At 68.2% G+C, this 12,402-nt stretch carries 11 protein-coding genes and 1 tRNA gene; 8 read left to right on the top strand and 4 right to left on the bottom strand.

Going from position 1 to position 12,402, the window contains the following annotated elements; all coding sequences use genetic code 11:
• Window positions 1-14 precede the first annotated feature (14 nt).
• From AHIS1636_RS00525 to AHIS1636_RS00490, 8 genes are all read left to right on the top strand, one after another.
• Window positions 15-761 (top strand): FtsB family cell division protein, encoded by a 747-nt coding sequence (locus AHIS1636_RS00525; RefSeq protein ID WP_264793848.1) that lies wholly within the window; start codon window positions 15-17, stop codon window positions 759-761.
• A 77-nt stretch (window positions 762-838) separates the two neighbouring features.
• Window positions 839-1,513, top strand: a complete 675-nt coding sequence (locus AHIS1636_RS00520; protein ID WP_264793847.1) for a DUF501 domain-containing protein — start codon at window positions 839-841, stop codon at window positions 1,511-1,513.
• Window positions 1,510-2,466 (top strand): Ppx/GppA phosphatase family protein, encoded by a 957-nt coding sequence (locus tag AHIS1636_RS00515; RefSeq protein ID WP_264793846.1) that lies wholly within the window; start codon window positions 1,510-1,512, stop codon window positions 2,464-2,466. The genes AHIS1636_RS00520 and AHIS1636_RS00515 overlap by 4 nt, the downstream gene beginning before the upstream one ends.
• Window positions 2,467-2,586: 120 nt before the next feature.
• Window positions 2,587-3,933: a S8 family serine peptidase gene (locus AHIS1636_RS00510; RefSeq protein WP_264794167.1), complete on the top strand. Its 1,347-nt coding sequence runs from the start codon at window positions 2,587-2,589 to the stop codon at window positions 3,931-3,933.
• Window positions 3,934-4,034: 101 nt separating this feature from the next.
• Complete coding sequence (locus AHIS1636_RS00505) at window positions 4,035-5,486, top strand: NAD(P)/FAD-dependent oxidoreductase (RefSeq protein ID WP_264793845.1); 1,452 nt, start codon at window positions 4,035-4,037, stop codon at window positions 5,484-5,486.
• A gap of 126 nt (window positions 5,487-5,612) precedes the next feature.
• On the top strand, window positions 5,613-6,161 hold the full coding sequence (locus AHIS1636_RS00500) for a GNAT family N-acetyltransferase (RefSeq protein WP_264793844.1): 549 nt from the start codon (window positions 5,613-5,615) through the stop codon (window positions 6,159-6,161).
• Between the two features lie 144 nt (window positions 6,162-6,305).
• Window positions 6,306-6,378: transfer RNA gene (locus AHIS1636_RS00495), tRNA-Leu, on the top strand.
• Between the two features lie 191 nt (window positions 6,379-6,569).
• The gene (locus AHIS1636_RS00490) at window positions 6,570-7,943 is read left to right on the top strand and encodes an ABC transporter substrate-binding protein (protein ID WP_264793843.1); all 1,374 of its coding nucleotides are present in this window, start codon (window positions 6,570-6,572) and stop codon (window positions 7,941-7,943) included.
• A gap of 178 nt (window positions 7,944-8,121) precedes the next feature.
• On the opposite strand, the gene AHIS1636_RS00485 is transcribed toward AHIS1636_RS00490, so the two are convergent.
• From AHIS1636_RS00485 to AHIS1636_RS00470, 4 genes are read right to left on the bottom strand one after another with little or no spacing between them, the layout of a single operon-like run.
• Window positions 8,122-8,871 (bottom strand): ABC transporter ATP-binding protein, encoded by a 750-nt coding sequence (locus AHIS1636_RS00485; RefSeq protein WP_264793842.1) that lies wholly within the window; start codon window positions 8,869-8,871, stop codon window positions 8,122-8,124.
• On the bottom strand, window positions 8,868-9,917 hold the full coding sequence (locus AHIS1636_RS00480) for an ABC transporter ATP-binding protein (protein ID WP_264794166.1): 1,050 nt from the start codon (window positions 9,915-9,917) through the stop codon (window positions 8,868-8,870). The genes AHIS1636_RS00485 and AHIS1636_RS00480 overlap by 4 nt, the downstream gene beginning before the upstream one ends.
• Window positions 9,918-9,919: 2 nt before the next feature.
• Entirely contained in the window at window positions 9,920-10,900 is a 981-nt protein-coding gene (locus AHIS1636_RS00475; protein ID WP_264793841.1) for a branched-chain amino acid ABC transporter permease, read from the bottom strand.
• Between the two features lie 10 nt (window positions 10,901-10,910).
• Window positions 10,911-12,230 (bottom strand): branched-chain amino acid ABC transporter permease, encoded by a 1,320-nt coding sequence (locus tag AHIS1636_RS00470; RefSeq protein ID WP_264794165.1) that lies wholly within the window; start codon window positions 12,228-12,230, stop codon window positions 10,911-10,913.
• Window positions 12,231-12,402: the final 172 nt, after the last annotated feature.

Genomic DNA, 12,402 nt, shown 5'->3' with positions numbered 1-12,402 from the left:
TCCCAAGGAGTTGCATGTCCACCCGACGTCCCAAAGTGCCGCGGGCCGCTCGTCCGGCCGGAGGCAACGGGTCCGGACCACATGGTCCGGACCACGGGGCGTCGGGTGACGGCGTTTCCGGAGGAAAAGTCATCCGCGCCGACTTCAACGGCGGCAAGGACCATGCTCCGGAAAAGCCTTCATCCGAGAGGCATCGGGCGCCGGGGAAGCCGGCGCGCGCTCCCGCCGACAGGGCGAAGCCCACGCCGTCCGAGGCGCGGGCCGCCGAGCGGCAGGAACTGTCGGAGGCCATCAGGCAGCCGGGCGGGAAGCGGCCGGCATCCGGGGAGCCGAAGTTCCTGGAACGGCACGACGACAATGCCGAACCGGTTCCCGCGAAGGCGTTCTCGGGCCGCATGCTGGCACTCGCCGTCGTGCTGGTGACCATCACCGTCCTGCTGGCCCCCTCGGTGCGGGTCTTCATCGAGCAGCGCTCCGAGATCGCAGCGCTGCAGCGGGATATCAGCGCCCAGCAGGAACGCCAGGACAAGCTGGAGCGGGAACTGGCCCGCTGGGACGACCCGGCCTACATCAAGCAGCAGGCGCGGGATCGCATATTCTATGTAATGCCGGGCGAAACCCGCTACCTGGTGACCGGCGCCGAAGGCTTGGCTGATTCCGAAGAGCACGCCTCCGAGGCGGCTCCGGCCGAACTGCCGTGGGTGGATGCCCTGTGGGACTCGGTCAAACGCGCGGCCACGGACAAGCCGGCCCAGGACTAGCCGGCCGGCCGACGCCGCATCGCCTCTCGAAGCGCGACCAGTCTTCGACAAGAACCATCTGGAAGGACCACCGCGCCATGGATACCGCCCAGCGCACGCCCACCCCGGCGGACCTCGAAACCATCAGCCGGCAACTGGGCCGTCCCGCCCGCGACGTCGTGGAAATCGGGGCTCGCTGCATCTGCGGCAACCCGCTGGTTGCCACCACGGCACCGCGGCTGGGCAACGGGATCCCGTTCCCGACCACGTTCTACCTGACCCACCCCGTCATTACCTCGGCGGTCTCCCGGCTGGAGGCCGCGGGCGTCATGACCGACATGACGGAGCGGCTGGAGCAGGACGAGCAGCTTGCGGCGGCCTATCGGCGTGCCCATGACGCCTACCTGCGCAGCCGGGACGAGATCGGGCAGCGTACCGGCGTCGGCGCGGTGCCGGAAATCGCGGGCGTCTCCGCCGGCGGGATGCCGTCCCGGGTCAAGTGCCTGCACGTGCTGGTCGGGCACTCGCTTGCCGCCGGCCGCGGCGTGAACCCGCTCGGGGACGAGGCGCTCGACGGCATCGCCGAATGGTGGACCACGGACCGCTGCTACTGCGCCGGCGCCTGGGACGAATCCGGCCCCGCTCCTGATCGGGACCTGAGCCGGCACACCAAGACGCAGGGGCTCAGCCCTGAGGAACTCGAAGCCAAGCGTGCCGAACGCCGCGCCGCCCGGGAAGCCGGGCAGGATGCCGGGAAGGAAGGACTGTCATGAGGGTCGGAGCCATTGACTGTGGAACCAATTCCATCCGCCTGTTGATTGCGGATATTGACGACGGCGGACGCCTTACCGACGTGGTGCGCACCATGAAGGTCGTGCGGCTGGGCCAGGGCGTGGACGCAACCGGCATCCTGGCGGACGAGGCGCTCGCCCGAACGTTCGCCGCGGCCGAGGATTACGCCGGGGAGCTGCGCGGACACGGCGCCGAAAGCCTGCGCTTCGTGGCGACATCGGCCACGCGGGACGCCGGCAACCGCCAGGTCTTCGTCGACGGCATCCGCGAAAGGCTCGGGGTCGAGCCGGAAGTCGTCAGCGGCGGGGAAGAGGCGGAGCTGTCCTTCGTCGGGGCGGCCAGCGCCCTGTCGGCGGGCCCCGACGAGCGGATCCTGGTCGTGGACCTGGGCGGCGGCAGCACCGAATTCGTCCTCGGCAACGGGGCCGGCGTGCTGGCAGCACGCAGCACCGACATGGGCTGCGTCCGGTTCACCGAGCGCCACCTCGCCTCCGACCCGCCGACGGCTGCAGAGATCGCGGCGGCCGAGAAGGAAATCAACGCCTACATCGACGAGGTGCTCCACGACGTGCCGCTGGGGGAGGCCGACCGGCTGGTGGGCGTCGCCGGATCGATCACCACGGTGACCGCGCACGCGCTGGGCCTGGTGGAGTACCAGCCGGACGCCATCCACGGCACGGCCCTGGACGCCGCCAAGACCAGGGAGGCCTGCACGTCGCTGCTGGAGATGAGCCGCGCCGAACGGGCCGTCCTGCCTTACATGCACCCGGGGCGCGTCGACGTCATCGGAGCGGGCGCCCTCATCTGGCGCACCATCAACGACCGGGTCGGGGAGCTGACCTCGGGCCGGGTCGACGGCGCGACCGCCAGCGAACACGATATCCTCGATGGCATTGCCCTGAGCGCCGCCCGGCCGCGCTCCCAGGCCAACTAGCCGCAGCGCAGAATCCGGAAAGTGGAAGAAATGGACGACAAGCTGCCGCGAGCCGCGCGCCGGAGCCTCCGGCCCGGACAGGGCTCCATGCGGCGCGCGGCCCGCACCCTCGTGCTGTCCATGGTCTCCGTGCTGGCCCTGGCAGGCGGCGCCGTATTCGCCCCCGCCGCCGTCGCGGACCAGTACCGCGACCAGGAATACTGGCTGGATTCCTCCGGCATCCGGGAGGCCTGGAAGACCTCGCAGGGCGAGGGCGTCAAGGTCGCCGTGATCGACAGCGGCATCGACGCAAAGCACCCGGATCTCAAGGGCGCGGTGGCCGGCGGTACGGACGTCTCCGGGGCGGGAAACCCTGAGGGGCAGAGCGGTATCGGCCAGACGCCGGAGCACGGCACGCTGGTCGCGACCCTGCTGGCCGGACGCGGCCACGCATCGGACGAGGAAAAGCAGGACGGCAAAAAGCGCTCGAGCAGCGTCGGTGCCGGCTCCGACGGGGTCATCGGGGTGGCACCCAAGGCGGAGCTGCTCGCCGTCTCCACCTGGCTCGGCTCGCCGAACCCCGCCGGGGTCGGCATCGAGGAACAGATCCCGGCCGCCGTGCGCTGGGCCGTGGACAGCGGCGCGAAGGTCATCAACATGTCGCTAACCAGTTCCACGACCTCCTGGCCCGAAAGCTGGGACGATGCCTTCCTCTACGCGGAGCAGAACGACGTCGTTATCGTGGCCGCGGCAGGCAACCGGGCCGGCGGGACCGAGCAGTCCGGTGCCCCCGCCACGATTCCCGGCGTGCTGACCGTGGCCGGACTCGACCGCGACGGCAAGGCCAGCCAGAAGGCTTCCGCGCAGAGCATCGTCATCGGCGTCGCCGCCCCGGCGGAGGACCTGGTCGGCGGCCTGCCCGGCGGAGGATACGCGGACTGGTCCGGCACCTCCGGCGCGACGCCGCTGGTCTCCGGGGTCGCCGCGCTGATCCGGTCGAAGTATCCGCAGATGAGCGCCGGCCAGGTCATCAACCGGATCATTTCCACGGCGTCCGACGCCGGTGTTCCCGGCCACGATCCCATCTACGGGTTCGGCATCCTCGATGCCGACGCCGCCCTGAACGCGGACGTGCCCGAGGCGGGCGCCAATCCGCTTGGGTCCCTCGCGCAGTGGATCACCATCCACCGCAGGGGCGAGGTCGCTCCGCCCAGCCAGGCGCCCGTGCACAAGAACGTCAAGGAAGAGCCGGCGGTTCCCGAGCCCACCACGCCCGCGGCCGAGGAGCCCAGGCTGCAGGGCGACGTGCTGCCCGGCATCCTCGTGATCGGGTTCGGTGCGCTGCTGCTGGTGATTGTGGTCCTGGGCGTCCAGCAGACGGTCAGGGCACGCAGGCACGCAGGCACCGGGGCAGGTACCGGGGCAGGCACCGGGGCAGGCCCCGAGGGCGGCAAGTCCGGAGGGTCCGCGGACCCAGCCGGCCGCTGAGGCCGGGGTACGGCGAGGCCGGAAAAGCACGCCCCGGCGGGCTGAAATATGCGGCTGCATGAGTTCGTGAAAACTTTCACAATAGGGGCTACACTGGTGCCATGGCATACACTCCTGCGCTCTCAGACCGTCCCCGCGTCCTGGTCGTCGGCGGCGGCTACGTCGGCCTCTACGTGGCTCTCAAACTCCAGAAGAAGGTCCGGGAACACGGGGGGATCGTGACCCTGGTGGACCCGCTGCCGTACATGACCTACCAGCCGTTCCTGCCCGAGGTGGCAGCCGGCTCCATCGAATCCCGCCACGCGGTGGTCTCCCACCGGATGCACCTGAAGCAGACCGAGGTCATTACCGGCCGCGTCACCTCCATCGACCACGCCAACAAGACCGCGACCATCGATTCCGAAGACGGCGTGACCTTCGAGCTGCCGTACCGCGACGTCGTGATCGCCGCCGGCGCCGTGACCCGCACCTTCCCGATCCCGGGCCTGGCCGAGCGGGGCATCGGCCTGAAGACCATCGAGGAAGCGCTCGAGCTGCGCAACACCGTGCTGGAGCGCATCGAAGCCGGCTCCATCCTGCCGGACGGCCCGGAGAAGAAGCGCGCGCTGACCTTCGTTGGCGTCGGCGGCGGCTTCGCCGGCATCGAGGCGATGACCGAGATCGAGGACATGGCCCGCCACGCGGCCGAGCAGAACCCGCGCCTGAAGCGCTCGGACCTGCGCTTCGTGCTGGTCGAGGCCATGGGCCGGATCATGCCCGAGGTCACCGAGCACCAGGCCGAGTGGGTCGTCGAGCACATGCGCTCGCGCGGCATCGAGGTCCTGCTGAACACCTCGCTGGCCTCCGCGGTGGACGGCAAGCTCGAGCTGATCAATATGCCGGACAAGACCCCGGCCCAGACCTTCGAGGCGGACACCCTGCTGTGGACCGCGGGCGTGCAGGCCAACCCGGTGGTGCGCAACTTCGGCTTCGCGCTGGACGAGCGCGGCCGGGTCAAGGCCAACGCCGAACTGCGCATCATCGACGACAACGGCCAGCCGGTCGAGGGCGCTTGGACCGCCGGCGACGTAGCGGCCGTGCCGGACCTCACCGGCGGCGGCGTCGGCGGCTTCTGCGTCCCGAACGCGCAGCACGCCGTCCGCCAGGCCAAGCACCTGGCCAAGAACATCTACGCCGAGCGCTGGGGCGTGGGACAGGTGACCGAGTACAAGCACGAGAACCTCGGGGCCGTGGCCGGCTTCGGCATCAACAAGGGCGTCGCCAAGGTCATGGGCATCAAGTTCAAGGGCACGCTGGCCTGGCTCGCGCACCGCGGGTACCACGGCTTCGCCATGCCGACCTGGGAGCGCAAGGTGCGCGTCATCGCCGACTGGTTCCTCAACGCCGTCCTCGGCCGCGACACCACCGAGATCGCCGACCTGGAGACCCCGTACCGGGCGTTCCGGTCCGCCGCCACCCCCGCCAAGAAGCCGGCGGACAAGGCCGAGGATGCGAAGGACGGCCAGAAGGCAGAGGACAAGGCCGGCACGCAGGCGCCCGCCGACTCCCGGTAGCATCGGTCCGGTCCGGACCTGGACCACAACGACGGCGGGGCAGAGGCAGCGCTTACAGCTGAACCTTTGGTCCCGCCGTCGGGCGTTAACCGCACGGCGGACCCCCGCCCGATGGAAGGAAGAGCGATGGCAGTCGAGGCCGGCAAGACGGTGGAACTGCGCAGCGAACGGCCGGAGGACCGGGACGAAGTGCTCCGGCTGACGGCGCGCGCCTTCGACGGGCGGGACGGCAGGGAACCCGTGGAGGTGCGATTGCTTTCCGAACTTTTCGGCTGCGACGAGTACCTGCCGGACCTGTCCATCGTGGCCGTCGCCGGGCAGCCCGGCGGCGCGTCCGTGCTCGCGGGCCACTCCATCACGACGCGCGGCTGGATCGACGGGCAGCCGGCCCTGGGCCTCGGACCGATCTCGGTCCTGCCCGGATTCCAGGGACGGGGCATCGGTGCCGCCCTGCTGGAAGAGACCAGGATCCGCGCCGAAGCCCGCGGCGACTGCGTGATCGTGCTGCTCGGGCACACCGGCTACTATCCGCGCTTCGGCTACCGTCCCGCTGCGGAGCTCGGCATCCAGGCACCGGATCCGCAGTGGGGCGAGCACTTCATGGCGCTGCGGCTGGCGGACCGCGACGTCCCCGCCGGCCCCTTCCGCTACGCCGAGCCCTTCTCGAGGCTCTGACCGCGCTGCCCGCGTAGGCTCGGGCTCCCGCCGGGTTCCTGGCCTCGGCGCGAAGCGCGTGCCCCGGCTCCCGTGCCGGTAGCGCCGCCGTCGTGCTCCGGCCCCCGATCCAGTACGCTGGATGGAGCCCTTCACACGGGGCCCGCCCCAGTAGCCCAATGGCAGAGGCAAGCGACTTAAAATCGTTTCAGTGTGGGTTCGAGTCCCACCTGGGGTACCGATGGACCGCCCCGGCAACTCTGAACGGTTTGTTTCCGATCGGAGTCGCGTGCTGTGATGAGCGTTACAAGGATGTAACCCAATAGCCTTATTTTTTGTTGCTTTCTGCACTAGTTTCTTCTCATAATCACCGAATCCATGGTGGTTGCATCAAGGGTTCGCGGACCTTGTGATCGAGGAGAAGACTTTATGACTGCAACACGTAATGCAGTGCTGTTCGGCAATGGCGCGCGTGGCGCCAAGCTGGCGGCGCTTGGCTTGGGGGTAGCCCTCTTCGCATCAGCCTGTGGCGGTTCCAGCACGCCCGAGCAGGGCGGGGGGTCGTCGGCCCCGGCCGCCGCTTCGGGCCTGACCTGCCCCGAACCCACGCAGAACGGCGCGGGCGCCAAGCGCACCAAGGGCGATCCGTCCGCCGTTCCCGCGAGCAAGGGTTCCACGGACCAGCCCTTGAAGATCGGCACGCTGCTGCCGACCACGGGTACGCTGTCCTACCTCGGTCCGCCCGAAATCGCTGCCGCCAACCTGGCCGTGAAGGAAATCAATGCCGCCGGCGGCGTGCTGGGCAAGGACGTGGATGTCGTCCACCGCGATTCCGGCGACACCACGACCGACATTGCCACCCAGTCCGTGACGGACCTGCTGGGCCAGGATGTCAGCGCCATTGTCGGTGCGGCCTCGTCGAGCGTCTCCTTCAACGTCATCGACCAGATCACCAACGCCGGCGTGGTCCAGTTCTCGCCGGCCAACACGTCGCCCGATTTCACCGACTACAAGGACAACGGGCTCTACTTCCGCACGGCGCCGTCGGACGTCCTGCAGGGCCGGACACTGGGCAGCTACATGATCTCCTGCGGCGCCCAGACCCTGGGCATGATTGTCCTGAACGACCCGTATGGCACGGGCCTGCAGGCCAACGTCAAGCAGGCGTTCGAGGGCGCAGGCGGGCAGGTCGTCGCAGAGGAAATGTTCAACACCGGCGACTCGCAGTTCAGCTCGCAGGTGGACGCGGTGGTGGCGGCCAAGCCGGACGCGATCGCGGTCATCACGTTCGACGAGATCAAGAGCATCGCCCCGCTGCTGCTCGCCAAGGGAGTGGACCCGAAGCAGCTGTTCCTGGTGGACGGCAACACCGCCGACCTGAGCAAGGACCTGGATCCGGGCGCAATGGAGGGGGCACAGGGAACCATCCCGGGCACCTTCGCCAAGGAGGACTTCCGGGCGGACCTCAAGACGGTGGATGACGGACTGAAGGACTACGCGTACGCGGGCGAATCCTATGACGCTACGACGATGATCGCCCTGGCCGCAGAGGCGGCCGGCAGCACCAATGGCAAGGACATTGCCAAGGAGCTGGAGGGCATCTCGAAGGACGGCGAGAAGTGCACGGACTTCGCCAGCTGCGTGACCCTGCTGCGTGAAGGCAAGGACATCGACTACGACGGGCTCTCCGGACCGGTCACGTTCAGCGACAAGGGCGACCCGAGCGAGGCCTACATCGGCATCTACAACTACGATTCCAACAACGTCCCGCAGCCGGCCCGCGAGGAGTTCGGCAAACTCTAGAGCTTCGGTACCTCACTCGCACTGAAGCAGGAAGCCCCCGCCGGTCCAAGCGCCGGCGGGGGCTTCCTCGTGACCGGCGGGGGTCCGGTCCGCTCTTTGCGGCAGCCTGCGGCAGCCGGAAACGGCGGCCTCCCCGCACCGGGGGAGACCGCCGTCTGACGCTGCGGCAGCGGGGCGGCTAGGCGGATTCGGCCAAGGTGCCCAGGTAGAGCTGGATGACCTTGGGGTCCTTCAGCAGCTCCCGCCCGGTGCCCGTGTAGGCGTCCCGGCCCTGGTCCAGCACGTAGGCCCGGTCGCAGATCTGCAGGCAGCGCCGGGCGTTCTGCTCGACCATGATGACCGAGACGCCGGCGCGGTTGATCTCGTGCACGCGCAGGAATGTCTCGTCCTGCTTGACGGGGGAGAGGCCCGCGGAGGGCTCGTCCAGCAGCAGCACGGCGGGATCCATCATCAGCGCACGTCCCATGGCCACCATCTGGCGCTCGCCGCCGGAGAGTGAACCAGCCCGTTGCTGGCGGCGCTTGCCCAGTTCGGGGAAGAGGCCGGTGACGAAGTCGAAGCGTTCCTTGAAGTCCTTCGGCCGCTGGAACATGCCCATCTGCATGTTCTCCTCGATGGTCAGGGTGGCGAAGACGTTGTTGGTCTGGGGCACGAAGCCGATGCCCTGGGTTACCAGCTTGTTGGCCTTGAGTCCGGTGATGTCCTCGCCGCGGACCACGACCTTGCCCGAGTGGATCTTGACCAGGCCGAACATGGCCTTCAGCAGCGTGGACTTGCCCGCGCCGTTGGGGCCGATGATGCCGATCAGCTCCCCGGGGCGGGCCTCGATGCTGCAGCCGTTGAGGATGTTGACGCCGGGCAGGTACCCCGCGACGAGGTCCGTTACCGTGACGACGGCGCTGCCGCCCTCCGGAGTCTGCTGGCTCATGGTGCGTCCTTCCTGTCCCGGCCCTCATCTTCGTCCGGACCACGGCCGTCCTGTTCGGTGATTGCGTGGCCGAGGATGCCCTCGTCCGCGGTGCCGACGACGGACTCCTCGTCCTGGGACAGCTGCTGTTCCAGGGCCTCGATGCCCTCGGCGGCGCCGAGGTCCACGTCATGGTGCGCGCCGAGGTAGGCGTCGATCACGGCCTGGTCCTTCATGACCTCAGCGGGCGGGCCCTCGGCCACGATCCTGCCCTCGGCCATGACCACGACCCAGTCGGCGATGTTCCGGACCATGTGCATGTCATGCTCGACGAAGAGCACCGTCATGCCTTCGGACTTCAGGTTCCGGACATGGTCCAGCAGCGACTGGGTCAGGGCCGGGTTCACTCCTGCCATTGGCTCGTCCAGCATCACCAGCCTGGGATCGGCCATGAGGGCCCGGGCCATCTCCAGCAGTTTGCGCTGGCCGCCGGAGAGCGAGGCGGCATAGTCCTCCCGCTTCGCATCCAGCTTGAATTTCTCGAGCAGCCCGTCCGCATGCCGGGTGATGTCCCGCTCGCGGCCGCCCCAGATGTTCTTGAACAGGGCCTTGGAGAGCTTCTCGCCCTCCTGCCGGGTTGCGCCCAGGCGCATGTTTTCGATGACCGTGAGCTTGCCCATGACCTTCGTCAGCTGGAAAGTCCGGACCATGCCCATGCGGGCCACTTTGTAGGACGGGACGCCGTGCAGCGATGTGCCGTCGAAGGTCCACTCGCCCGAGTTCGGCTGGTCGAAGCCGGTCAGCAGGTTGAAGAACGTGGTCTTGCCGGCGCCGTTGGGGCCGATCAGGGCCGTGATCTTGTGCCGCGGGATTTCGAGGTACTCCACATCGACGGCGTTGATTCCGCCGAAGGCACGGGTCACGTTCTTGGCCACCAGGATCGGGTCCCGTTTACGGCAGCCCGGGGCTGCCGGTTCGGAAGCGATGGGGCGCGTGTCGGTCATGTAGTCGACGGTGTCGGTCCGGGCGCCGGCGGTTCCGGACTCGTCCGGCGTTGCATTGGCCATGCTCACGAGAACACCAGCTCCTTCTTGTTGCCCAGCATGCCTTGCGGTCTGAAGATCATCAGCAGCATCAACGCAATACCGACCATGATGTAGCGCAGCTGGCCGGCTTGGGGAATGGAGATGAAAGTAATGTACCCGGCGCTGATCGCGCCGTACAGCAGGCCCTGGGTCAGCGAGAGCACGACCCAGAACAGCATGGCGCCGAGCACCGGTCCGAGCACCGTGGCCGCGCCGCCGAGCAGGAGGCAGGTCCACAGGAAGAAGGTCAGCTCGGTGCCGTAGTTGGCCGGCTGGACGGAACTGCGGGGAAGGGTGAAGAGTATTCCGCCCAGCGTGCCCAGCAGGCCGCCGATGATCAGCGCCTGCATCTTGTAGGAGTAGACGTTCTTGCCGAGCGAGCGGACGGCGTTCTCATCCTCGCGGATGCCCTTGAGCACCCGGCCCCAGGGGCTGCGGACGAGGAGCCAGACCAGGAAGCAGCAGATGGCCACGAGCACCCATCCGGCGACCCGGACCCAAAGGTCCCGAGCGCTGAGTGACACGAAGCCGAGGTCGTAGGTTCCCTCCGGGAAGGGATTGAGCGCGTAGAAGCCGCCGGCGAAGCCGTTGAGCCCGCCGGCGGAACCGGTGACATCCGTCAGCTTGTTGGTCGTCACGATGTAGCGCACCACTTCGGCAGCGGCGATCGTCACGATCGAGAGGTAGTCCGCACGCAGCCGCAGGGTCGGGATGCCCAGCAGGAAGGCGAAGCCTACGGAGCAGGCCAGCGCGACCAGGACCGCGGCCCAGAACGGCGCGTTGAACGTCAGGATGGAAATGGCGAATCCATAGGCGCCCATGGCCATGAAGCCGGCCTGTCCGAAGTTGAGCAGGCCCGTATAGCCGAAGTGCACGGCCAGGCCGAGGGCAGCCAGGGCGTAGGCGGCCGTCGTCGGGCTGATGACCTCGCCGAGGGCACCGCTGAGAATATTGAGAAAGTCCATTCCGAGCCTCCTAACCTACGCGCTCTTTGCGGCCCAGGATGCCTTGGGGCCGGAACAGCAGGACAATGATCATGATCAGCAGGGCGCCGACGAACTTGAGGTCCGCTTCGAGCCAGATCGTGGATACCTCGACGAAGATGCCGACGATGATGGAACCGACGAGCGCGCCGAAGACCGTGCCCAGGCCGCCCAGGACCACCGCGGCGAAGATCAGCAGCAGGATCTGCTGGCCCATGTTGAAGGTCACGCCGGGCCGGTAGTAGGCCCAGAGGATGCCGCCGAGCCCGGCCAGGATGCCGCCGACCGTCCAGACGATCCGGATTACCCCGTCCACGTCGATGCCGGAGGCGGACGCAAGCGCCGGGTTGTCGGCCACCGCGCGCGTCGCCTTGCCGATCCGTGTCTTCAGCAGCAGGAAGGCCACCATGAGCACCACGACCGTGCTGATGACCAGCGAGATCAGCGTGTTCTGGGAAATCGATACCGATCCCAGTTCGATCTGGGGGCTTCGCGCGCCCGGCAGCTGCTGGGTGCTGCCGCCGAAGAACAGCTGGATGGTGTAGCGGGCCGCGAGGGCCAGGCCGATGCTGACGATCATCATCGGGATGATGCCGGTCCCGCGCCGCCGCAGCGGCTTCCACAGGCCGGAGTCCTGGAGGTACCCGGAGAGGCCGCCGCCGACGACGGCCAGGACGGCCGCCAGCCAGACCGGCATGCCGAGCCCGCTGAAGAAGAACATCAGCACCGCCCCGAGCGTCACCATCTCACCATGGGCGAAGTTGGTCAGGCCCGTGGTGCCGAAGATGAGCGACAGGCCCACGGAGGCCAGCGCCAGCAGCAGGCCGAAGCTCAGGCCCGCCAGGATGCGTTCGACGAGGAGCTCCCCGAAGGACTGGGTCTGGACCACGATTCCTGCGCCGAGCGGAAAGATCGCGCCGGCGTTGGACGTGTTGGCGAACGTGACCTGGCGCGGATTCTGTGCCCCTTCGGCCAGCGTGACGCCCTCGGGAAGCGTGCTGACGTCCAGCTCCACCTCGTAGGTGCCCTGGACCGGAACGCCGATGCTCCAGCCGCCGGTCGCGGAGGAGACGGCCTCGCCGCTGAAGCCTTCGCCGGTCGCCCGGATGGTCACCCCGGCCACCGGCTGCCCGGCATTCCGCAGGACGCCGTTGATGGTATTGGGGAAGGATTCGGGGGGCCCGGTCGATTCGGCTGGCGATGGTGCCGGCGTCGAGGTGGAAAGCGGTGCGGCCAAGGTCTGGGCTTGCCCGGCCGGTGCCGATAACAGCAGGGCTGCGAAAACCGCGAGTAACGCGAACAGCAGTCCCATCGGCCGGGCAAGCTTCGGCAATCTTCTCAAGTTATGAACCTCCACAGTGGGGGCTTGCCGGCCCCCAGGAACCGGCAACGCTGACCACGCCGTGTGAACCAGGTCACTGACGTGTCGTTCATGTTACTCGGGGAATGTGTTCAGCATGTTGCGAAATGCTTGCTTTAGGTCG

Source organism: Arthrobacter mangrovi, assembly GCF_026011795.1.
GTDB classification, from domain to species: domain Bacteria; phylum Actinomycetota; class Actinomycetes; order Actinomycetales; family Micrococcaceae; genus Crystallibacter; species Crystallibacter mangrovi.
This window is presented reverse-complemented; position numbering and strand designations above follow the sequence as displayed.